A 22,264-nucleotide genomic window follows, 5' to 3' on the forward strand; every position below is an offset into this window, starting at 1 on the left:
ATTTTGATTAAAATTGCAATGATTGAAGATGATTTAGAATTAGCTAATGTTCTAACACAGTATTTAAAGCAATTTAGTATGGAAGTAACTAACTTTGAAGAGCCATTTTTGGCTCTTTCAAGTTTAAAAATAAATAAATTTGACCTTGTTATTTTAGATTTAACACTTCCTGGAATGGATGGATTAGATGTTTGTAAAGAAATTGTAAAAAATTTCGATATTCCAATTATTATTTCAAGTGCAAGAAGTGATATAACAGATAAAGTTACAGCTTTACAACTTGGAGCCGATGATTATTTGCCAAAACCTTATGATCCACGAGAACTTGAGGTTCGGATAAAAACAATTTTACGAAGATTTAATCACTCAAATATTCAAGAAGATGAACCAATAAATAAGACTTTCTTTTTAGATATTGAAAAAAAAGAGATAACAAAAAATGGCAAATATATTAAATTAACAGCCGCAGAATTTGAAGTTTTATCATTATTATTAAGAAGAGAAGGTTTTATAATTTCAAGAGAAGATATATTTGATAATTCAGATATTTTAAACCAAGATTATGAAAGTTCAGGCTCATTGGCTGTAATAATAAATAGAATCAGACATAAAATCGAAGAAAATCCAAAAGAACCACAATATTTGCACACAATTAGAGGAATGGGATATAAATTTATACAATGAATAGACAATCAATATTTTTTACAATAAGCGTAAGTTTTGTAATATCAATTTGTTTAGTAATAATTAGCTTTTTAATACTAATAACCCATGATTACAGAATGAAAGAAGGACAACTTTTAGATAAATATGTTCCTGTTATGAAGATGATAAATAGGCAAGAAAAATCAAAAATTGATGATGAATTTATAAAAAGTTTAGAAGAGATAAACTATAAATTATTTGTAAATATCACTGATATAAATGCAATAACATATAACCAAAAAACTCAAATATTATTTGAAAAAGTTCATCCAAAATCTGATGATATTTTTAGAATTCTTAGTTTAAATGATAAAAACTATATTTATATGAAAAAAAGAGCAGAAACTTTATTAATAGAAGATAATAATAGTTCAAATAGTAATAGTCATATTTATATCATATTAGTTTTTGCTATTTTATTTATCACAATTATTTTGGTTTATTTAATAACTTTACGAAAATTAATGCCTTTAAAAATTCTAAAAGACAAAGTAAAAACGCTAGGTGATGAAAATTTTGATTTTGAATGTTGTAATACAGATGGAAAAGATGAAGTTTCTCTCTTAGCAGTTGAGTTTAAAAAATCAGCAGAAAAATTAAAAAGTTTAAAAGAAGCTAGAAATATTTTTATTAGAAATATTATGCATGAATTAAAAACTCCAATTACAAAAGGAAAGTTTTTAACACAATTAGAACAAAATGAAGAAAATAACGAAAAATTAAAATCAGTTTTTAACCGTTTAGAATCTTTGATAAATGAATTTGCATCAATAGAAGAACTGATTTCTTCAAATAAAAATATAGAAAAAAGATTTTATTATTTAGATGACATTGTTGATAATGCGAAAGATATTTTGATGGTTGAAGATGAATATGTAATATCAAAATATGAAAATAAAAAATTAGAAATAAATTTTAAACTTTTTTCAATTGCTGTTAAAAATTTAATAGATAATGCAATTAAATATTCTCCAAACAAAGAAGTTGTTATAAAAACAGAAGATGAAAATATAATATTTGAAAATAGTGGTGAAGCTCTTAAATATCCACTTGAAAAATATTTTGAACCATTTTTCTCAAATGAAGATAAACAAAAAGACTCTTTTGGTTTAGGATTGTATATTATTAGTAATATTTTAAAAGCAAATAATTATATTTTAGAGTATGAATATTTTGATGGAATAAATAGATTTATATGTAAAAAGGATAACTTATCTACGATATAGTAATTATTGGAGCAGGTGCAAGTTCTTTGATGTTGGCTTCAAATTTGGATAAAAAGAAATTTGAAAATATTTGTATTATTGATACAAATGAAAAAATTGGTTCAAAAATAAAAGTTTCAGGTGGTGCAAAATGCAATATCACAAATGAACTTGTAACTTGTAATAATTATTTAGGTGATAGAGAATTTGTAAAAGAACTTTTAGAAAAGTTCTCAAAAAATGAGTTATTAGCTTTTTTAAATAAAAATGCAGTTTTCCCAAAAATAAATCCCAAAATAGTAAAAGGAACATATTTTTGTAATTCATCACAAGATGTGATTGATATGTTCACAAAACTAACTACTCATGTAAAAAAATATCTAAATACAACAGTTTTGGATGTTACTTTTGATAAACATTTTAAATTAAAAACCACTTCAAAAACCATAGAAGCCAAAAAATTAGTAGTTGCAAGTGGCGGATTATCTTATCCTGTATTAGGTGCATCTTCAATTGCTTTTGATATTGCAAAAAAGTTTGGACATACAATTACAAAACTTGAACCTGCACTTGTTGGTTTTACTGTTCAAAAAGAGCAGTTTTGGTTTAAGAATCTTTCAGGTATTTCTATGCCTGTTCTTACTTTTGTAGATGAAAAAAGTTTTGAAGGTTCTTTATTATTTGCCCATAAAGGCTGTTCTGGTCCTGTTATTTTAACAACTTCTTTATATTGGAAAAAAGGAAAAATAGCAATTGATTTTTTACCAAAACAAAAAATAGAGACTTTTTTTCAAGGAAATAAACTAATCTCTTCATCTTTACCTCTTCCCAAAAGATTTATTCAAGAGTTTTTGGCTTCTGTTGAACTTGAAGATAAAAATATTTCAAAATTAACAGATGAAGAAAAAGCAAAATTAAAATTATTAAAATATTATGAATTCCCACCAGCTGGAAATTTTGGCTTTACAAAAGCTGAGGTTACAAAAGGTGGAATAAATACAAAAGAGATAAATCATGATAGTTTTGAGAGTTTAAAACAAAAAGATTTGTATTTCTTAGGCGAATGTTTAGATATAACAGGGGAACTTGGAGGATTTAATTTTCAAATTGCATTTAGTGAAGCTATGGTTTGTGCAAGGCAAATGAATAAATAAAAAAAGTTATTTTTTATAAATAATTTAACAATATTTAGCTATTATCATTTTTAATTCATATCGTATTAAAAAAGGTTATAAATGTTTTTTGGAAATAAAAACTCGCAAGACAAAGTTTCTGTTTTATTAAATGAGATTGAAGATTTAAAAAATCAACTTCTTTTAAAAGAACAAGAAAAAGAAGAGATAAAAAATGATTTTTCTAAACAATTAGAAAATATATCTGCTTTAAATGAAAAAAAAGTTGAAATTTTCAAACAAATTGCCAGTCATTCTCAAGAAGAGGGTTTAGTTGTTTTTGATGATAAAAACCAACTATTTTTTTCAAATAATCTAGCTCAATCAAATATAAAAGATTATAATGTAGTTTTAACTGCAATTTTAGAAAATAATAATCGCTTAATAATGGAAGATTGTGAAGCAAATATTTCAATAAAAACTTATGAAAACTACAAAATAGTTTCATTAAAAAAGACTTCAATCCATGACAATAAAAATGGTGGATTATTAGACAAACACAATAAAAACATGACTAACTCTTTAAATAATACACAAAAAACATATTTATCTTTACTTGATGAACTTCAAGAAATGTCAAAAGAATCAAAAGAAACAGCAACCGGTTCAACTCAAGGTTTAGATTTAATTACAGAAATAGTATCAGATACAAATAATTTACATAAAGAGATTGAAATCGAAAATGATGTTATAGATTCATTGGTTTCAAAAAGTAAAGATATTTCACAAGTTATTAATATTATTCAAGCAATAGCATTTCAAACAAATATTCTTTCATTAAATGCAGCAGTAGAAGCTGCAACTGCTGGAGAAGCGGGGCGAGGATTTGCAGTTGTTGCAGCTGAAGTGAGAAACTTAGCAAATAGAAGTGCGGATGCTGCAAAACAGATAAAAGATGTTGTTAATTCAATTCAAAATGAAACTGCAAAAATAAAAAATAGCTCAGAAACAGTTTCAGAAGTAGTAAATGAAACAAAATCAAGAATTGAAATTTTGAGTAAACTAATGAATACTTTCCAAAAAAATTCAAACCGATCTGTTTATGAAGTTGAAAGTATTTCAAATAAAATATTTATTAACTTAGCAAAACTTGACCATGTTATTTATAAAAACAATTTATATCAATTGATTTTTGGTGGAGAACATAGCTTCAATGCGGTTGATCATCATAATTGTAGACTTGGAAAATGGTATGACACAGGACTTGGAAAAGAACAATTTAGTTATGTTCCATCATACAAAGGTTTAGAAAAACATCATCATACGGTTCATCATGAAGCAAATTTATTAGCAAAAGAGTGTTCAGGAAATAGTGTTTCTTGCTCAAAACAACTAATTGAAGATAAGATTGAATTAATTGAAAATGGAAGCGAACAAGTATTTATTTATCTTGATAGAATTTTAGAAGAAAAAAATGAAGTGCTTATGAAAGAAGCTGCAAATAAATTATTTGAACAAGGAAAATAAAATGAATAATGACAAATATTCTATTGTAATTATAGATGATGAAACTGAGATTTTAAATGTTTTAAGTAGATTTTTAACAAGAAATCCAGCTTTCTTGGTTACTACATATTCTAATCCAATTAGTGCTTTAAGTTCTATAGGACATTCAAAAGTTGATTTAGTTCTTTTAGATATTATGATGCCCCAAATGAATGGTTTAGAAGTTTTAGAAAAGCTAAAAGCTAATGAACCTAATCAAAAAGTAATTATGATGACGGCGTATTCGACTTTGGATAAGGTTTTAAAATCTCATAAAGAGGGTGCAACAAATTATGTTATGAAACCTTTTGATTCTTTACAAGCATTAGAAAAGAAAATATTAGAAGTTTTAAAGTCATAGAAGTATGAGTGATAAAAGCCTAAGTATTAGGTATTTATTTTATTTTTTAATTTCTCTTTTTGTTTTTATATTTATAATAAATGTTTTTAAAGAAGATGAAATTCAATATTCATTAGAAAACTATAAAAAAAATGTTCATAAAGAGTATTTAAAATATAGCAATGAGTATAAAAATAGTTCTGAACTTATATATTTTAATGAGTTTGTAAAAAATAAACAACTTGTTAAAACTTTTAAAAATATGAATAATATGAACTTTTTAGATGCTAAAAAAGAGATTTATAATCATTTAAAAGATAGCTATCTTTTTTATAAAACTTTAGATGTAAATGATATAAGTTTTTATTCATCTTCAAATAATCTTTTATTAAGTATGCAAGAAAATAACAAAAATGATAGCTCTGAAATTGTTGCAGAGGTTATTTTAAATAAAAAAGAGTTGAGTAGTTTTAAAATAGTTGATGATAATTATTATCTATTATTTTCAAAACCTATCTTTGATGAAAATTTAAATTTTTTAGGTGTTATAAATATAGAGTTTGATTTTAGAACATTGATTAAAAAATTAGAATATAACAGTGATTTTTCTTTTTCCATGATAGCTTCAAATCAAATCAAGCTGAATAAAAGCCATTCTGTTGATTTTCCTATTATTTTTATTCCAATATTAAAATCTTTTGCAAATGAAAATAGTTTATATTTAGTAGCTAATTATTTAAATAAGGATTCAAATATTGCAAAAATAAATAAATATTTTAATATTTTATTTGTTGTGATTACTCTTCTTGTTTTTATAATATTTTATTATTCTTTTAAAGTGAAATATTTTAAAATGCAAAAATTAAGCATAGAAAAAGAGTATCAAGAGTTACACACTCAAATTGATGATAATGTAATCAAAGTTGAGACAGATTTAAATGGAATCATAACTTATGCCTCAAAACAATTTTGTAAAATCTCAGGTTATTCACATAAAGAGTTATTAGGACGAAATGTAAATCTTCTAAAACATTCAAATATTGCAAGTGCTTTTTTCCAAAAACTTTGGAGTGAATTAAAAACTAATAATATTTGGGAAGGTGAGATTAAAAACCAAGATAGATATGGAAACTCTTATTGGATAAAAGGTGTGATTTTCCCTAAATATGATTTTGATAATAAAATCATAGGTTATGTTTCAATTCGCTCAAATATTACAGATACAAAACAATTAGAAAAAATAAATAAGCTTTTAAAAGAAGATTTATCAAATAAATTAAATGAAATAAAAATGAAAGATAAAACATTAGTTGATAGTACAAAAGTTCAATTAATGTCAAAAATATTAGATTCCTTAGATTATCAGTGGAAACAACCAATTTTGAGTATATCTTCATTGATTTATAATCTAAAAACTATTATAAAAAATGAAGAAAATAGTAAAGATAAACTCGAATTAATTCAACAAACAGAGTTTGAATTAAAAAATCTATCTGAAGTATTAAATGAAATAAAATATCTTTTTCAACAAAACCAAAATAAAATATCAAAAGTTACAAAGATTATAAAAGAGTCAATTTTAGCTACACAAGAAGAACTTCAAGCAAATAATATAAAAATAAAATATGATTTAGAAAGTGAAATTTCTACTGATTATTCTTTTAATGAACTAAAAAATATTATATTTAATATGATTAAAAATTGTATAGAACAAAAAAAGTTAAATAATCAAGATGAAGTTATTATGTTAATTAATATCATAAAAGAAGAAGATTTATTGATTAAAATTGAAGATAATATCAAAGGTGAAAATAAAAAAATAGATGAAAATCGATATTCAAATAGCAATTTATATTTAGTAAAACTTTTTATTGAAAAAAATAAAGGTCTTTTTTGGTTTGAAAGTACAAATTATGATACGATTTATTATATAAAATTAAAAAATGAGAATATTTAAATGAGAGTCTCTTTTTATATTAAACTTTTTTTGGCTTTTATAATATTTGCTATTTTATTATTAGGTTTTTCTTCTTTTGCTTTTAATAATTTCTATGAATTTGACAAGCAAAAAAAAGATAAAGAAAATATAGTAAATATTTTGAATCATCAAGAAAATAGTTTTAAAAGTTATGTAAAACTTTTTGATGAAAAACTTTTTTTGCTAAATCAAAAGAATTTTTTGGATATAGATGAAAAAGAAAAATCACTAAATATATTTAAAAAAATACTTTTTAATAATAAAGATATTTTGGAATTTAAAGTTATATCTTTGGATGCCCAAGAAATCATAAAAGTTACAAATGATTCGGGAAATATAAAAATTGTTCCAGAAGAGAAACTTCAAAATATTTATTCAAATTCTTATTATAAAAATATAAGAACTTTAAAAGAACAAGAAATTTGGCATGATAATTCAAATTTAGAAAAGCCAACAATAATTAATTTTATTTTGAGAGAAAAAAATTATTTTCTAATTTTAAAGGTTGATTTTAGTAGTTTCTTTAATGATGTTTATACAAATTTTGATAAAAAAACTTTGGTTTTTTTTGATAATAATAGTGTTATAAATAATATTAAAAAAGATGATATTATCTTAACAAATCAATTTAATTCAAAAAAGATTTACTTAAATGAGAACAAATATTTTATTTTTATTACAGATATTGAAGAAGATGAAAATAATAATTATTTACAAGAATATTACAAATCTATAATAATTATTGGTTTGGGATTATCAATTATTTTAGCATTACTTTTTTCAAAACCAATAGCAAAATTAAATAAAAAAATTGAAGATGAAAATAAGAACTTAGATTTAAGTATTAAAAAAAGTTTTATAGAATTAAATGAAAACCAAAAAGTTATTGATAAACATATTATGTTTATTACAATGAGTAAAAATAATATTATTTTAGAAGTAAGTTCTGCATTTTGCTATTTTTTAGGTTTCTCTCAAGGTGAATTAATCGGGCATGATTATAAAATGTTAATTCATAAAGATACAAAAAAGAAAGATTATTTAAAACTTTGGAAATTTGTAAATGATGGAAAATCTTATGTTGGAGAAATTAAAGGAATTAAAAAAGATGGGGAATCTTTCTGGGTTGATTTATTTGTTGAACCAAATTTTGACAATTTAGAACAAATCATTGGATATACAATAATCACTTATGATACAACTTATAAAAAGAAAATTGAAGAATTATATAAAAATATGAACAATCAAGTTGAGCAATATAATGCAATTTTTGAAAATGTAAATAGTGGAATTGCATTAATTGATTTAGAAGGAAATTTTAAAAAAATAAATAGCACTTTTAGTAAGTTTTTGAAGTATAAAAATGAAGAGCTATTGGAAATGAAATGTATTGATATTGTTCCTGAAAATTCAAAAGAACTTTTATCCAAAATACTAAAAGAAGCTAGAGAAATAGAGACAATTTCGAATATTGAAAAGATATTTGTAAAAAAATATGGAACATTAATTCATTTAGAATTATCGTTAAGTCTTTTATCTGATAAAAAACATTTTGTATTTGTAGTTAATTCTTTGGAAGATAAAAGAAAACTACAAGAATTAAATCAAAATCTTGAATTACGAATAAATCAAGAAGTAGAAAAAAGTATTCAAAAAGATAAACTTCATCAACAAGAACAAATAAAAAATGCAAAATTAACTTCAATTGGTTCATTAGCTGCTGGAATTGCGCATGAAATAAATACTCCACTTACTTATATAAAAGGTAATTTGGAGTTGATGGAATATGATATTTTTGATTTACCACAAAGTGAAATTCAAGAAAGAATGAAAGAAGATAGTTCAAAAATAAAAGAAGGGATAAATAGAATCGCAAATATTGTTGAATCAATGCGTGAAATGTCTCAAAGTAGTAAAGAAATAAAAGAAAAAACGAATATTTATGCAACTTTGATAACTTCTTTAACAATGGCATATAATCGTTCAAGACAAGTTTCTAAGATATATTTAAATGACAAATTATTTGATATTGATTCTATAAATAAAAATGAATATACATATTTTTCTAAAGTTCAAAAACAAAGAATTGAACAAGTTTGGATTATAGTTATAAATAATGCTTTAGATGAACTTGTAAAAATTAATGATTATGAAAAAAGGATTTTAAATATAAATATTCTTGAAGAAAAAAATGAAGTTATTATAAGATTCAAAGATAGTGCAGGTGGAATAAAAGCAGAAATCATAAAAGATATATTTGAACCATTTATTTCTTCAAAAGAGCATAGTGGAATGGGCGTTGGATTGAATATTGCAAAAAAAATAGTTGATGAACAAGATGGCAAAATCAGAGCTTATAATCAAGATTTTGGTGCTGTGTTTGAAATCAGATTACAAAAGTGTGAAGAAGAATAAAAGGTTATTTAAATACAATTATGAAAAATTTTACAAAAGAAGATAGATGAGAATAGGCTTTATTGGCGATATTGTAGGTCGTCCTGGAAGAAAAATAATAAAAGAAAATTTAATAAAAATTAAAAAAGAGTATGAAATTGATTTTGTAATTGCAAATGGAGAAAATGCAAGTCATGGATTTGGCTTAACAATTGAGGGCGCAAAAGAGCTTTTAAAAAGTGGAATAGATTTAATAACAGGTGGAAATCACAGCTTCGATAAGAAAAAAGATATGATGGTTTTACTTGAAACTTCAAATGTTTTAAGACCTGATAATTACCCAGAAGGACTTATTGGAAGCGGAGTTAAAATTTGCGATATTCAAACAGCAAATGGAATTGAAAAATTAGCAGTTATAAATCTAATGGGAATTTATGGAATGCCAACGGTTGAAAATCCTTTTAATTGGGCAAAAAAATTAGTAGCAAATCTTCATGAACAAAATATTAAAAACATCTTTTTAGATTTTCATGCAGAAGCTACAAGTGAAAAAAGAATAATGTTAATGATGTTTAAAAATCAAATAAGTGCAATTTGTGGAACACACACTCATGTGGGAACAGATGATTTACAAATTTTTAAAAACACGGCATATTTAACAGATATTGGATTAACTGGATGTAGAGATAATGTAATTGGAATGGAAAGTAAAATTCCAATTCAGAAAGTAACAACGGGAATTGGTGGGCATTTTGAAGTTCCAAATTCGTGTAAATCAATTTTACAAATGATGGTTGTTGATATAGAAGATGGAAAAGCATCAAGTGCATTTAAAATAAAAAAATATTGTAATAATCCTAAATTATTTATAACAGAAGCTTTTATTGATTAAGATTTAAACTATCCTAAATTAATATAAGTTAGGATAAAATAAGTACACTATACACAAATATCAAACAAAATCCAAAGGTTTAATTGATGATTATAATTCCACAAACAAAAGGTGGCGTAGGTAAATCTACTGTTGCTATGCAGGTTATTGCTCCTTATTTATACAAAAAACATGGAAAAAAAATTACATATATTGAAATTGATGATGAAAATAATGATTCACAATCTTTTACAAGAACAGAAATTGTAAATAAGAAAATGCTTGGAACAAATAGATTAAATGAACTTGATGAACTAATTTTAATGGATGACAACCATGAAGTTATTGTTGATGTTGGTGGAAATAAAACATCTTCTTTAGTTCTTGATGAAATAAAAAAAGTAGGTTCTTTTGGGAATATTAAGTGGATTATTCCTTTAGGTGATGGTGAACTTGATGGAAAAAATGCAATAGCAACCATGAAAAAAATCAGAAAAATAGAAAAAAATCCAGAAGATAATATTATTTTTGCTTTAAATAGAGCTATTTCTATGGATGAAGATTATTATAATGAACAGTTTATTAACTTTTTTGGACATAAATATTTAGAGTCAAATTCTGTAATTTGTGATTTTGTAAAAGACCCAAAATATTTCCCTGTGAAAAATGATAAAGTAATTACAATGAGTAGATATTTAGGTTCAACAGTTTGGGAAATGGCTTATAACAACACAGATTTTGCAGCAAAAGCTATTCAAGCAAAAGAAGTGGGAGACATTGAAAGTGCTAGAAAATATCTATTTTTTAGAAGAATTCAAACAGAAGCAAAAGATTATGTATTAAATACTTTAAATAAAATCTTTTGTGATTTAGATAGATGGATTGAAATTAAAAAATGAGTGATATGAGTTTTAAACAAGCAAAAGAGCTTGTTGAGAGAATGGAATTTTCAGAAATTGCTTTACGAAAAGCAGTTGATAATTTTGAAAAGTCATCACAAAATTTTGATATAACTTTAAAACACCAAGAAGATATTATAAGTAAATTGCCTTATGCAGACAAAAAATTATCATATATGTATATTGCAGTTGCTGTGAATATTGGATTAATTATTGGATTAGTAATAGGTAAATATCTCTTATAAAATAAGAAAAATAAGAAAATTAGGATAAAAATAAGAATGGAAAAACAAGAAAAAATCGTATCAATGTTTAATGATATTGCAGGAACTTATGATGTTGCAAACAGAGTTTTATCAATGGGAATTGACAAATCATGGAGAAATAAAGCTTGTAATTTAGCCTTTAATCTTTATGGAAAAAAAACTATTGAAAAAATCGTAGATGTTGCTTGTGGAACAGGTGATATGATTTTATTTTGGAAAAAAGTTGCAAATGAAAATTCTATAAATCTGCAAAATATTGTAGGTGTTGATCCAAGCGTTGGTATGATGGAAGTAGGGAAGAAAAAACTTCCTGATGTTGAATTTATAGAAGCTGGAGCTGCTTCTATGCCACTTGATAGTGAAAGTGCTGATATTATTTCTATCTCTTATGGAATTAGAAATGTAGTGCAAAGACAAGAAGCATTTGATGAATTTGCTAGAGTTTTAAAAAAAGATGGATTAGTTGTGATTTCAGAGTTTACAAAAAATAAAAAAGAGAAATTACTTGATCATTTAACAGATTTTTACATGAATAAAATTCTTCCAGTTTTAGGTGGATTGATTTCAAAAAATAAAGAAGCATATACATATTTACCAAACTCAATTGATGAATTTTTAACAACTGAGAATTTATGTAAAGAGTTGAAAATAGCGGGTCTTGAACCTATTCATGTAAAAGCATTTTCAATGAATATCTCTACTTTAATAATCGCTAGAAAAATTTAGTTTTCTAAGCTTTTATTATGACTAAACCAATTTCTGTATCAACACTTAATGTTCAAATAAAATCACTTTTAGAAACTACTTTTATTCAAGTTTATGTTGAGGGTGAAATATCAAATCTAACTTATCATAACTCTGGACATATTTATTTTTCTATTAAAGATGAAAGTTCAACACTTTCGTGTGTGATGTTCAAAGGAAATACAAAATATTTAAAATTTCAACTTGAAAATGGTTTAAAAATAGCAATAAATGGGAATATTACAGTTTATGCTCCAAGAGGAAATTATCAACTTTTATGTAATAAAATTGAACCAGCAGGTCAAGGTGCTTTGGCATTTGCTTTTGAACAATTAAAAAATAAACTTGAAGCAAAAGGTTATTTTGATGGAAATTATAAACAAGTACTTCCAAAATATCCTAAAAAAATAGCACTTGTAACTTCACCAACGGGAGCTGCAATTGAAGATATGAAAAAAGTGGCAACACACAGATGGCCTTTGGTTGAGTTTATTTTAGTTCCAACTTTAGTTCAAGGTGAGGGAGCAGCAAATGATATTTCAAATTCTATTAAATTTGCAGATAAATTACATTGTGATATTATGATTGTAGGACGAGGTGGTGGAAGTATTGAGGATTTATGGGCATTTAATGAGGAAATTGTAGCAAATGCAATTTATGAGGCCAAAACTCCAATTATTTCAGCTGTTGGACATGAAGTTGATTATTTGATTTCTGATTTTGTGGCTGATATAAGAGCTGCAACTCCCTCAAATGCAGTGGAAATAGCATTGCCTGATATTAATGAACATAGGATTTATTTAGATTCTTTGACAAATGAATATAATACTAGATTAAAAAATATTTTATTTAATAAACAACAAGAACTTTTTAATATGAAAAGATTGTTTGAACAAAACTCTATTGAAACAAAATTTAATTATATTCAAACAGAAATAAATCTTTTAAAATCTTCATTTAAAACAGATTTATCTCAAAAGATTTTGAGTTCTCAAAATGAGTTAAATTTACTAATAAATAGTATTAAAAATAGTTTTTCTGCAATTTTTGTTAAATCACAAAATCAAATTGATTTATTAAAATCAAACTTTGAATTAAATCATCCAGATAAAAAAGATAAAAATGGATTTGTACAAATTTCTAAGGATAATAAAATAATTTCTTTAGAAGATTTAAAAATTGGGGATGAAATTCAACTGCAAACACCAAAGTATATTGCAAACTGTATTTTAAACAAAATCGCAAAACAATAAAATTTAAGTTTACAGTAGGTAGAATAATAAAAAACAAGTAAAAACTCTTGTGGTTATAAAAAGGAATGTATTATGGAAGATAATGAAAGAAAAGTTATAGATTATGCAAATACTAGTGAGTTTATGACATTTGAATTGGGTGCTATGAAGTATGCAATTGAATTACCAAAAATTAGAGAAATTTTAACATATCCAGATAATATTACTCCTTTACCAAATACTACAAAATGGGTAAAAGGACTAATAAGTTTAAGAGGAGAAGTTGTTCCTATTTTAGATGTTAGACTTAAATTTAATACAGGTCCTGGAACTTATGATGAAAATACATCAGTAATTGCAGTTATTACAGAAGATAAGAGAATAATTGGAATAGTTGTAGATTTAGTTGATGATGTTCAAAGACTTGATACAAGTATGTTAGCTTCTGTTTCTGAGATGGGTTCAGCAATTCCATCAAAATACTTAAAAGGTTATATAAGACTTGCAAATAATCAAATGCTTGTAGTTATGGATATTGAAAGAGTTGTTGCAAAAGACGAGTTAAAAGATTAATAAAATAAGAAACAAGTGATTTTATGAGTATAGATAAGAATCTGTTAAAAAAATTTACACTTTTATATGTAGAAGATGATGATGTAATAAGAGTTGAGCTATCTCAGCTATTGTCAAACTTTTTTTCTATGGTTCATGTGGCAAAAAATGGTAAAGATGGCTTACGAACTTATCTTGAAAATCAAGATGAAATAGATTTAATTTTAACTGATCTTAATATGCCTGAATTAAATGGTATAGAAATGATAAAAAAGATTCGTTCTTTTGATAATAAAATACCAATTATTTTTGCAACAGCACACTCAGATAGTGAATTTTTAGCAGAAGCTATAAAGCTAAGAGTTCAAGAATATATTGTAAAACCAATTGATGTTAGATATTTATTATCTTTATGTAATGATATAGTAAATAATTTATACCAAGAATTTTTATTAAAACAACAACGAGAAGAACTAGAAAAATATAAAGAAATTATCAACTCAAATAATATTGTTATAAAAACAGATACTCATTTAAATATTACTTATGTAAATGAATTATTTTGTGAAATATCAGGTTTTAATAGTGATGAACTAATTGGAAAAGAGTTGAAATATCTAAAATATAAAGATATGGCAAGTGATATTTATACAACTTTATATGCAAACATTTTAAACAATAAACCATGGCAAGGAAAGCTTAAAAACATAAAAAAAGATGGTACAGCTTTTACTACAGATGCCTTTGTGATTCCAACTCTTGATGAAACAGGTGATATGATAGGTGCTATTTCAATTCAAAGAGATATTACAAAAGAATTAAAGAAAAAAAGAGAACTTGTATTAGCTTTGATGAAAGAAAAAAGTGACATTTTTATACGAAGTAAAGAGGGGAATCTAGAACAAAATCAAGTGATTAATGACCTTAAACACAAGTTAGAAAAAGCACAAATAGAAGAAACACAATCTTTAAAAATTATTGATAAATATATTTACAGTAATGAAAAATTTAGATTAGAAAATAAAAATCTTAAAACAGAATTGGGATTATATAAAAAGAATTCTGATGAAAACTTAGCTTTTAAATTTTCAAAAGAAAATAGTGATTTAAGATTAGAAAATAAAAAGACAAAAGATAAATTAGCCCAACTTCAAATAGATAGTGAAAAAACAATTTCACAACAAAGAGTAAATTATGAGACTAAAATTGGTGAATTGTCAGATAAAATAAATGAATTAACTGAAAAAATAGAGACTATTCAAACTGATGAAACTTTATTACAAAAGTTAGAATATTGGAAAGAAAAAGCAAAACAAGAAACAATTAAAATTGAAAATCTTGAAAAACAAATAATTGCACATGGTGATAAAAATTTTATGAATAAAATATTTGGTTAGAATAAAATTTAAGTAAATAAATCAAGAAAATCTTGATTTATTCTTCTATTTTTATAGATATAATTTTTACATCTTCTAAAGGTTTATTTCCCTCATATTTACTAGTTGTTGGAACTGCTTCAATCTTTTTAACAACATCAAAACCTTCTTTAACATAACCAAAAATCGTGTGTCTTCCATTTAACCAATAAGTTGGCACGGTTGTAATAAAAAATTGACTAGCATTTGTATTTGGACCTGCATTTGCCATGGCAAGAATTCCCGCTTTATCAAATACTGCATTTGGTGCAAACTCATCTGCAAATTTTCCACCCCAAATAGATTCTCCACCAGCACCTGTTCCAGTTGGGTCTCCACCTTGAATCATAAAATCTTTTATAACTCTATGAAAAATAAGTCCATTGTAATAACCATTTTTTGAATGTGTTACAAAGTTTTCAACAGCTTTTGGAGCCATATCTGCTCTTAATTCAATTTTAATATTTCCTTTTGAAGTTTCAACTATTGCTGTAGGATTTGAAGCTTCTAAAAGTAAAACAAATGAAAAAAGAGTAAACAATATTTTTTTCATAATAATCCTTAATTTCGTAAATTTGGGAAATAGTATATTATTTTAGGTTTAAAAAAAGATAAAAAAAGGTTTTTTAGTAGAATTTAAAAAAAAAGTGTTAAAATTCAAAAAAGTGTTATAGAATGCTCTAAAAAAAGGAAAATTTATGGAAATGCCAAGTATCCCGCAACCAACATTTTATATATTCAAATGTGAACAAGCATCACCTCCTGGAATGCCAAAACCTTCATGTGTAAATGAAAATACTAGAGATTTATTTAATCATGCTGCACAAAGTTTAATGAAAGCTGGAATAATGGGACCTGTACAAATTGTACGGACTTCATGTTTAGGAAGATGTCAAATGGGACCTGTGATGTTAGTAGAACCTGGACATTTCATGTATTCTCACTTATCTAAGGAAAAAATAGATAAAATAGTAGAAGAACATATATTAGGTGGAAACCCTGTTGAAGAGTATTTGATACCTTCACAATATTGGGGCGAAGCTGTTAAATTAGTAAAATAAAAAGGGATTTATATATGACATTTGATATGCTATATAGCAAAATTCATAGAGCAACAGTAACTGATGCAAACTTGAATTATGTTGGCTCTATCACTATAGATGAAGATTTGATGAAAGCATCAAATTTAAGGGTTGGACAAAAAGTTGATATTGTAAATATTAATAATGGTGAAAGATTCCAAACTTATGTAATAAAAGGAAAAGCTGGTTCAAAAGACATGTGTCTTAATGGAGCAGCTGCAAGAAAAGTAGAAATTGGTGATAAAATTATTGTTATTTCGTATGCTTCTTATAATGAATCTGAACTTGAAAATTATAAACCAACAGTTGTTTTGGTCGATGAAAAAAATAATATTGAATTAATAACTCATGAACTTGTAGGAAGTGATCATGTTTGAGGGAATTGATTTAAAAAACTTAAATTTAGCTGATATGTTAAACCAGTTTCAAGATATGGCAAAAAATTCAAAAGATGAAAATGCTGCAAGAATTTTCACATCAAAAGCTGGTGGTGGAATGATTGAAATTTCTATTAATGGAAATTCAGAAGTAATAGATTTAAAAATTGATGATTCACTTCTTGAAGATAAAGATTCATTACAAATTTTATTGATTTCTTGTATGAATGATGTAATAAAACAAAGTGATGAAAATAAAAAAATGTTAGCTATGAATATGATGGGTGGATTAGGGTCTTTTGGACAAAAATAACAATATGAAAGAATTACTATCTTTATTTGAAGATTATTTACTAAATAATCTTCCTAACTCAAAAACTTTTCATCCATACTTTGAAGCGGCATTAGCTGATATGTTAAAAGCTGGTGGAAAAAGATTCAGGCCAATGCTAATGTTGAGTGTTGTAAAATCTAATAAAGGTTTATTAATCCGAAATAGTTTACCTGTTGCTTTAGGTTTAGAATTTTTACATACTTACTCTTTAATTCATGATGATTTACCAGCTATGGATAATGCAGATTTAAGAAGAGGATTTCAAACTTTACATAAAAAATATGATGAAGTTACAGCTATTTTGGTAGGAGATGCTTTAAATACACAAGCTTTTAATCTTATTTCAAATGCTTCATTATCAAATGATATTAGAATAGATTTAATTAAATGTTTAAGTTCAAATGGTGGAATTGATGGCATGATAATTGGTCAAGCAATTGATTGTTATTTTGAAAATCAAAAGTTGGAGTTAAATCAATTAGAATTTTTGCATATTCATAAAACTGCAAAATTAATTGCTGCTTCTTTAAAAATGGGTGCAATTATTAGTGAATATGATTTACAAACTCAAGAAAAACTTTATAATTTTGGTATTGATTTAGGACTTTTATTTCAAATACAAGATGATATTATAGATGAAACTTGTAGTTCTCTTGAAGCTGGAAAAACAACACAAAATGATAGTTCAAAAAATTCTTTTGTAAATTTATTAGGACTGGATGGTGCAAAAAAAAGTGCAGATGAATTAGCTTTAGAATGCATAAATATACTTGAAACTTTTGATTCAAATTTAAAAGAATCTTTAGAAGAATTACTTCTTAAATATATAAATAGACATAAATAGAATTTTAAACTCTTAGTCAAATTAACTCAAACCTCTTGACAAAATTCCAGAATTTTAATAAAATTTAGCACTTAGAAATTTAGAGTGCTAAATGCTAAGTTTTAATAGAAATTTATCACATATATAAAAGGAAATACCATGAATTTTAAACCACTAGGCGAAAGAGTTCTTGTAAAAAGAACAGAAGTAGAAAATAAAACTGCAAGTGGAATTTATATTCCAGATAATGCAAAAGAAAAACCTCAAACAGCTCAAGTTGTGGCAATTGGTAATAAAGTTGAAGATGTAAAAGTTGGAGATACAATTGTATTTGAACAATACAGAGGAACTGAATTTAAACTTGATGGACAAGAGTATTTAATTTTAAATCTTGAAAATGTAATAGGAGTTATGTAATGGCAAAAGAAATAATATTTAGTGATAACGCAAGAAATAGATTATATGCAGGTGTTGAAAAATTAGCAGATGCTGTAAAAGTTACAATGGGACCAAGAGGTAGAAATGTATTATTACAAAAATCTTTTGGAGCACCAACAATTACAAAAGATGGTGTTTCAGTTGCGCGAGAAATTGAATTAAAAGATACTTTAGAAAATATGGGAGCTCAACTTGTAAAAGAAGTAGCTTCAAGAACTGCTGATGAAGCAGGGGATGGAACTACAACTGCAACTATTTTAGCTCACTCAATTTTTAAAGAGGGATTAAGAAATGTAACAGCAGGAGCTAATCCAATTATTTTAAAAAGAGGAATGGATAAAGCTACAGAGGCTATTTTAGCTGAGTTAAAAAAAGCTTCAAGAGTTGTTGCTAATAAAACTGAAATTGAGCAAGTTGCTACTATTTCTGCAAACTCTGATAAAGCAATTGGATCTATGATTGCAGAAGCTATGGAAAAAGTTGGAAAAGACGGTGTTATTACTGTTGAAGAAGCAAAAGGTATTTCAGATGAACTTGATGTTGTTGAGGGAATGCAATTTGATAGAGGATATTTATCTCCATACTTTGTAACAAATGCTGAAAAAATGATTGGTGAGTTTGTTAATCCATTTGTTTTATTATATGATAAAAAAATCTCTTCATTAAAAGAGATGTTACCAATTTTAGAATCTGTTAATCAATCTGGAAGACCTCTTGTAATTATTGCAGAAGATGTTGATGGTGAAGCATTAGCAACTTTAGTTGTAAATAGATTAAGAGGTTCTTTAAATATTGCAGCTGTTAAAGCTCCAGGATTTGGTGATAGAAGAAAAGCTATGCTTGAAGATATCGCTGTATTAACAGGTGGAACAGTTATTTCTGAAGAAATGGGAATGAAACTTGAAACTGCTGATTTTTCTTGTTTAGGAACTGCTGTTAAGGTTGTGATTGATAAAGACAACACAACTATTGTTGATGGAAGTGGAGATAAAGAAAAAGTAAAAGGAAGAATCGGTCAAATAAGAGCTGAGATTTCAAATACAACTTCTGAATACGATAAAGAAAAATTACAAGAAAGACTTGCAAAATTAAGTGGAGGAGTAGCTGTTATTAAAGTTGGAGCTGCATCTGAGACTGAAATGAAAGAGAAAAAAGATAGAGTTGATGATGCATTAAGTGCAACAAGAGCTGCTGTTGAAGAAGGAATTGTAATTGGTGGTGGAGCTGCACTAATCAGAGCTGCTGCTAAAGTTAAACTTGATCTTGAAGGTGATGAAGCAATTGGTGCTGCAATCATTTTTAGAGCTATCAAAGCACCGTTAAAACAAATTGCTACAAATGCTGGTTATGATGCTGGTGTTGTTGCAAATGAAGTTGAAAAATCTACTAATGAAAATATTGGATTTAATGCTGCAACTGGTGAATATGTAGATATGTTTGAAGCTGGAATTGTTGACCCTGCAAAAGTTGAAAGAGTTGCTATGCAAAATGCTGTTTCAGTTGCATCATTACTTTTAACAACAGAAGCTACAGTTACAGATATTAAAGAAGATAAACCTTCAATGCCATCAATGCCTGATATGGGTATGGGTGGAATGGGTGGTATGATGTAATAAATAATTAATTTTAATTAATTATTTATTTTAAAAGGGTAAAGTTTTGAACTTTACCCTTTTTTTATTGTAAAATTTTTACAATAAAAAAAGGGTTTTTAGAATAAATCTAAAAACCCATTAAAAAATTATTTATTAGAACAAAACTCGTGTTCTAAAACCTACTTAATAGTAAATCTAATATTCTAAATTAAAGTTTAACAACCATAAAAAGTGATTTCTTCGTCATTTACACCTCCATATTGTTTAGATAATGTAATTATAACATCTTTTTAGATTAAAACAAACTGAATTTATAAAAATTATTTTAATGAAAAGATAAAATAATTGTTGTTCCAATATTCTCTTTAGTTTTAATTTGGATTGAGCCTTTATGAATATCTATTATCTTTTTCACAATTGACATTCCAAGCCCTGTTCCACCTGAGTTTTTATTTCTACTTTTATCTGTTCTATAAAATTTTTCAAATATTTTTTCTTGTTCATTTTTTGGAATTCCTATTCCAAAGTCTTGAATTGAGATATTTAAACTCTCATTTTTTTTGTAGCTTTTTATTATAATTTTCGAATTCTTATGACTAAATTGAATGGCATTTTTTAGTACATTTTTTAAAGCGATTTTTAAAAGATTTGGAAAACCTTTAAACTCAATACTATCTTCCAATATAAAGCTAATCTCAATTTCATGTAATTTTGCAAAACTTTTAATTTCATTTATTGATTCATCAATTAATTCATCAAAATAAAAAATTTCTTGATTATCTACAATTAAATCTTTTTCATTTTTTGCTAAAAATAGTAAATCATTTATAGTTTGTTCTATGAAAGTTAATTCATTTAAAGAATTATTTAGTGCAGTTTTATATTCATCAATAGTTCGCTCTTTTCTAAGTGTAACTTCTATTTCTCCTCTTATAATTGTAAGAGGTGTTTTTAATTCATGGGAAGCATCGGAGCTAAATTGAGAGATTCTTTCAAATGAAGATTCTAATCTTCCAAGTAGATTATTTATTTCATTTATTAACTGATTTATCTCATCTTGATTATTTGAAGTTTTTAATCTAGCCGTTAAATCAATAGCTGTAATATTTTTTAATTCTTCAAGAATTTTTTCTATTGGAGAAAAGGATTTATATATTAAAAATTTACCTCCAATAACTGCAAATATTAAAACTATTGGAACTAAAAAACATAAAATATAAAGTAGATTTTCCAATGTTTTCCAAAGCATATCTTTTGTAGTTGCAATTTCAACTATAATTTTTTCTTTATTGTTGGAATTCATTTTTATTCTACTAATCAAATAATTATCTTCTTTTTGGAAGGTAATAATTTCATCTTTTAAAGAGTTTAAATATTCATTATCATTTGGGAAATTACTTGGGAAATTTGAAGTTTGTAGTATTTTTAAATGGGTATTATTATCTAAAATTCTAATATACAAAGGTTTAAAATTATACTCTTTTGCTTCATTTAATACATTATCTGTAATTTTTTCTTTTTCTTTTAAATCATCTACAATATCAAGAAGTATCACTTTTAAAGTAGCTTGAAATTTATCTAAAGTGGAAATTTCTAAGGCTTTATATATGGAAAAAGAAAAAATTACCAAAATGATAACTTGTATTAAAAAACTATAAATTAAAAGTTTTTTCTTTATTGATAGATTATTTATCACTTATTTTAAATCCTATTCCTCTTACGGTTTTTATTAATTTTATAGCAAAGTTTTTATCAATTTTATTTCGTAATCTATAAATATAAACATTTACAATATTACTAATATTTGAATCTTCAAAAGAAGATAAAGCCGAATTTATAGCTGTTTCACTCAAAACTCTATCTTTGTTTTTTATAAGATATTCAAGTAATGCAAACTCTTTTGCTGTTAAAGTGATATTTTCATTTGCTCTAATTGCAGTTTTATTTAATAAATCAAGTTCCAAATCAGCTATTGAAATTTTTGTTTGAGTTACATTTTGTGTTCGTAGTTGTACTCTAATTCTTGCTAATAATTCAGCAAATGAAAAAGGTTTTGCTAAATAATCGTTTGCTCCAATATCTAAGCCTTTGATTTTATCTTCAATTGAATCTTTGGCTGTTAACATTATAATTGGAGTTTGGTTTTTAGCACTTCTTAGGCTTTTACAAACTTCAATACCATCTTTTATAGGAAGCATAATATCAAGTAAAATTAAATCATATTCATTTACACTTGCAAGATATAACCCATCATCACCATTTGTTGCAGAATCAACTATATAACACTCTTCTTCTAAACCTTTTTTTAAAAAGTTAATTATTTTTATATCATCTTCTATTATTAAAATTTTCATAAA

General features: G+C 25.3%; 23 protein-coding genes. 20 read left to right on the forward strand and 3 right to left on the reverse strand.

The window, feature by feature from the left end; all coding sequences use genetic code 11:
- Nucleotides 1-3 precede the first annotated feature (3 nt).
- The 14 genes from B0174_RS02270 (at nt 4) to B0174_RS02335 (ending at nt 15,240) form a co-directional block, all read left to right on the forward strand.
- Nucleotides 4-684 (forward strand): response regulator transcription factor, encoded by a 681-nt coding sequence (locus B0174_RS02270; RefSeq protein WP_108558019.1) that lies wholly within the window; start codon nt 4-6, stop codon nt 682-684.
- Nucleotides 681-1,931, forward strand: a complete 1,251-nt coding sequence (locus B0174_RS02275) for an ArsS family sensor histidine kinase (RefSeq protein ID WP_108558020.1) — start codon at nt 681-683, stop codon at nt 1,929-1,931. The genes B0174_RS02270 and B0174_RS02275 overlap by 4 nt, the downstream gene beginning before the upstream one ends.
- A 29-nt stretch (nt 1,932-1,960) precedes the next feature.
- The gene (locus tag B0174_RS02280) at nt 1,961-3,064 is read left to right on the forward strand and encodes a BaiN/RdsA family NAD(P)/FAD-dependent oxidoreductase (protein WP_265734932.1); all 1,104 of its coding nucleotides are present in this window, start codon (nt 1,961-1,963) and stop codon (nt 3,062-3,064) included.
- 81 nt (nt 3,065-3,145) lie between these two features.
- Nucleotides 3,146-4,549 carry a methyl-accepting chemotaxis protein gene (locus tag B0174_RS02285; protein ID WP_108558022.1) on the forward strand — a complete coding sequence of 468 codons (1,404 nt, stop codon included), beginning with the start codon at nt 3,146-3,148 and terminating at the stop codon, nt 4,547-4,549.
- 1 nt (nt 4,550) lies between these two features.
- Entirely contained in the window at nt 4,551-4,928 is a 378-nt protein-coding gene (locus B0174_RS02290; RefSeq protein WP_108558023.1) for a response regulator, read from the forward strand.
- Between the two features lie 4 nt (nt 4,929-4,932).
- Entirely contained in the window at nt 4,933-6,864 is a 1,932-nt protein-coding gene (locus tag B0174_RS02295; RefSeq protein ID WP_108558024.1) for a PAS domain S-box protein, read from the forward strand.
- Nucleotides 6,865-9,300 (forward strand): PAS domain-containing sensor histidine kinase, encoded by a 2,436-nt coding sequence (locus tag B0174_RS02300; protein WP_108558025.1) that lies wholly within the window; start codon nt 6,865-6,867, stop codon nt 9,298-9,300.
- A gap of 46 nt (nt 9,301-9,346) precedes the next feature.
- Complete coding sequence (locus B0174_RS02305) at nt 9,347-10,171, forward strand: TIGR00282 family metallophosphoesterase (RefSeq protein WP_108558026.1); 825 nt, start codon at nt 9,347-9,349, stop codon at nt 10,169-10,171.
- 86 nt (nt 10,172-10,257) lie between these two features.
- On the forward strand, nt 10,258-11,049 hold the full coding sequence (locus B0174_RS02310) for a P-loop NTPase family protein (RefSeq protein ID WP_108558027.1): 792 nt from the start codon (nt 10,258-10,260) through the stop codon (nt 11,047-11,049).
- Between the two features lie 5 nt (nt 11,050-11,054).
- Nucleotides 11,055-11,294, forward strand: coding sequence for a hypothetical protein (locus tag B0174_RS02315; protein WP_228156399.1), 240 nt, complete (start codon nt 11,055-11,057; stop codon nt 11,292-11,294).
- A 36-nt stretch (nt 11,295-11,330) separates the two neighbouring features.
- On the forward strand, nt 11,331-12,041 hold the full coding sequence (gene ubiE / locus B0174_RS02320; RefSeq protein WP_108558029.1) for a bifunctional demethylmenaquinone methyltransferase/2-methoxy-6-polyprenyl-1,4-benzoquinol methylase UbiE: 711 nt from the start codon (nt 11,331-11,333) through the stop codon (nt 12,039-12,041).
- Nucleotides 12,042-12,058: 17 nt separating this feature from the next.
- Entirely contained in the window at nt 12,059-13,312 is a 1,254-nt protein-coding gene (gene xseA, locus B0174_RS02325; protein WP_108558030.1) for an exodeoxyribonuclease VII large subunit, read from the forward strand.
- Between the two features lie 72 nt (nt 13,313-13,384).
- Nucleotides 13,385-13,864 carry a chemotaxis protein CheW gene (locus B0174_RS02330; RefSeq protein ID WP_108558031.1) on the forward strand — a complete coding sequence of 160 codons (480 nt, stop codon included), beginning with the start codon at nt 13,385-13,387 and terminating at the stop codon, nt 13,862-13,864.
- 23 nt (nt 13,865-13,887) lie between these two features.
- Nucleotides 13,888-15,240, forward strand: coding sequence for a response regulator (locus tag B0174_RS02335; protein ID WP_108558032.1), 1,353 nt, complete (start codon nt 13,888-13,890; stop codon nt 15,238-15,240).
- 37 nt (nt 15,241-15,277) lie between these two features.
- Here B0174_RS02335 and B0174_RS02340 read toward each other — a convergent pair whose 3' ends face one another.
- Nucleotides 15,278-15,811 carry a peptidylprolyl isomerase gene (locus B0174_RS02340; RefSeq protein WP_108558033.1) on the reverse strand — a complete coding sequence of 178 codons (534 nt, stop codon included), beginning with the start codon at nt 15,809-15,811 and terminating at the stop codon, nt 15,278-15,280.
- A gap of 145 nt (nt 15,812-15,956) precedes the next feature.
- Here B0174_RS02340 and B0174_RS02345 point away from each other — a divergent pair, with 145 nt between their 5' ends.
- From B0174_RS02345 to groL, 6 genes are all read left to right on the forward strand, one after another.
- On the forward strand, nt 15,957-16,319 hold the full coding sequence (locus B0174_RS02345; protein WP_108558034.1) for a (2Fe-2S) ferredoxin domain-containing protein: 363 nt from the start codon (nt 15,957-15,959) through the stop codon (nt 16,317-16,319).
- A 14-nt stretch (nt 16,320-16,333) separates the two neighbouring features.
- Nucleotides 16,334-16,717, forward strand: a complete 384-nt coding sequence (gene panD, locus B0174_RS02350; protein ID WP_108558035.1) for an aspartate 1-decarboxylase — start codon at nt 16,334-16,336, stop codon at nt 16,715-16,717.
- Nucleotides 16,710-17,030, forward strand: coding sequence for a YbaB/EbfC family nucleoid-associated protein (locus B0174_RS02355; RefSeq protein WP_108558036.1), 321 nt, complete (start codon nt 16,710-16,712; stop codon nt 17,028-17,030). Before panD ends, B0174_RS02355 begins: the two co-directional genes overlap by 8 nt.
- Before the next feature lie 4 nt (nt 17,031-17,034).
- The gene (locus B0174_RS02360) at nt 17,035-17,895 is read left to right on the forward strand and encodes a polyprenyl synthetase family protein (protein WP_108558074.1); all 861 of its coding nucleotides are present in this window, start codon (nt 17,035-17,037) and stop codon (nt 17,893-17,895) included.
- Between the two features lie 138 nt (nt 17,896-18,033).
- A complete protein-coding gene (groES, locus tag B0174_RS02365) occupies nt 18,034-18,291 on the forward strand; it encodes a co-chaperone GroES (protein ID WP_108558037.1) in 258 nt (85 codons plus the stop codon).
- Nucleotides 18,291-19,925: a chaperonin GroEL gene (gene groL, locus B0174_RS02370; protein ID WP_108558038.1), complete on the forward strand. Its 1,635-nt coding sequence runs from the start codon at nt 18,291-18,293 to the stop codon at nt 19,923-19,925. Before groES ends, groL begins: the two co-directional genes overlap by 1 nt.
- A 307-nt stretch (nt 19,926-20,232) precedes the next feature.
- On the opposite strand, the gene B0174_RS02375 is transcribed toward groL, so the two are convergent.
- Both B0174_RS02375 and B0174_RS02380 read right to left on the reverse strand, forming a co-directional pair.
- Entirely contained in the window at nt 20,233-21,603 is a 1,371-nt protein-coding gene (locus B0174_RS02375) for a sensor histidine kinase (RefSeq protein WP_108558039.1), read from the reverse strand.
- The gene (locus tag B0174_RS02380) at nt 21,593-22,261 is read right to left on the reverse strand and encodes a response regulator (protein WP_108558040.1); all 669 of its coding nucleotides are present in this window, start codon (nt 22,259-22,261) and stop codon (nt 21,593-21,595) included. The genes B0174_RS02375 and B0174_RS02380 overlap by 11 nt, the downstream gene beginning before the upstream one ends.
- Nucleotides 22,262-22,264: the final 3 nt, after the last annotated feature.

Origin of the sequence: Arcobacter caeni (assembly GCF_003063245.1) — a bacterium.
In the GTDB taxonomy this organism is placed as follows: domain Bacteria; phylum Campylobacterota; class Campylobacteria; order Campylobacterales; family Arcobacteraceae; genus Aliarcobacter; species Aliarcobacter caeni.

Excerpts from the sequence above, each read along its gene's own strand:
- B0174_RS02305 (WP_108558026.1), top strand. The coding sequence starts at position 9,347 with ATGAGAATAGGCTTTATTGGCGATATTGTAGGTCGTCCTGGAAGAAAA.
- B0174_RS02380 (WP_108558040.1), bottom strand. The coding sequence starts at position 22,261 with ATGAAAATTTTAATAATAGAAGATGATATAAAAATAATTAACTTTTTA.
- B0174_RS02315 (WP_228156399.1), top strand. The coding sequence starts at position 11,055 with ATGAGTTTTAAACAAGCAAAAGAGCTTGTTGAGAGAATGGAATTTTCA.
- B0174_RS02295 (WP_108558024.1), top strand. The coding sequence starts at position 4,933 with ATGAGTGATAAAAGCCTAAGTATTAGGTATTTATTTTATTTTTTAATT.
- B0174_RS02290 (WP_108558023.1), top strand. The coding sequence starts at position 4,551 with ATGAATAATGACAAATATTCTATTGTAATTATAGATGATGAAACTGAG.
- groES (WP_108558037.1), top strand. The coding sequence starts at position 18,034 with ATGAATTTTAAACCACTAGGCGAAAGAGTTCTTGTAAAAAGAACAGAA.
- B0174_RS02300 (WP_108558025.1), top strand. The coding sequence starts at position 6,865 with ATGAGAGTCTCTTTTTATATTAAACTTTTTTTGGCTTTTATAATATTT.
- B0174_RS02275 (WP_108558020.1), top strand. The coding sequence starts at position 681 with ATGAATAGACAATCAATATTTTTTACAATAAGCGTAAGTTTTGTAATA.
- groL (WP_108558038.1), top strand. The coding sequence starts at position 18,291 with ATGGCAAAAGAAATAATATTTAGTGATAACGCAAGAAATAGATTATAT.
- B0174_RS02330 (WP_108558031.1), top strand. The coding sequence starts at position 13,385 with ATGGAAGATAATGAAAGAAAAGTTATAGATTATGCAAATACTAGTGAG.
- B0174_RS02335 (WP_108558032.1), top strand. The coding sequence starts at position 13,888 with ATGAGTATAGATAAGAATCTGTTAAAAAAATTTACACTTTTATATGTA.
- B0174_RS02285 (WP_108558022.1), top strand. The coding sequence starts at position 3,146 with ATGTTTTTTGGAAATAAAAACTCGCAAGACAAAGTTTCTGTTTTATTA.
- B0174_RS02355 (WP_108558036.1), top strand. The coding sequence starts at position 16,710 with ATGTTTGAGGGAATTGATTTAAAAAACTTAAATTTAGCTGATATGTTA.
- B0174_RS02280 (WP_265734932.1), top strand. The coding sequence starts at position 1,961 with ATGTTGGCTTCAAATTTGGATAAAAAGAAATTTGAAAATATTTGTATT.
- B0174_RS02310 (WP_108558027.1), top strand. The coding sequence starts at position 10,258 with ATGATTATAATTCCACAAACAAAAGGTGGCGTAGGTAAATCTACTGTT.
- B0174_RS02340 (WP_108558033.1), bottom strand. The coding sequence starts at position 15,811 with ATGAAAAAAATATTGTTTACTCTTTTTTCATTTGTTTTACTTTTAGAA.
- panD (WP_108558035.1), top strand. The coding sequence starts at position 16,334 with ATGACATTTGATATGCTATATAGCAAAATTCATAGAGCAACAGTAACT.
- B0174_RS02360 (WP_108558074.1), top strand. The coding sequence starts at position 17,035 with ATGAAAGAATTACTATCTTTATTTGAAGATTATTTACTAAATAATCTT.
- ubiE (WP_108558029.1), top strand. The coding sequence starts at position 11,331 with ATGGAAAAACAAGAAAAAATCGTATCAATGTTTAATGATATTGCAGGA.
- B0174_RS02345 (WP_108558034.1), top strand. The coding sequence starts at position 15,957 with ATGGAAATGCCAAGTATCCCGCAACCAACATTTTATATATTCAAATGT.
- xseA (WP_108558030.1), top strand. The coding sequence starts at position 12,059 with ATGACTAAACCAATTTCTGTATCAACACTTAATGTTCAAATAAAATCA.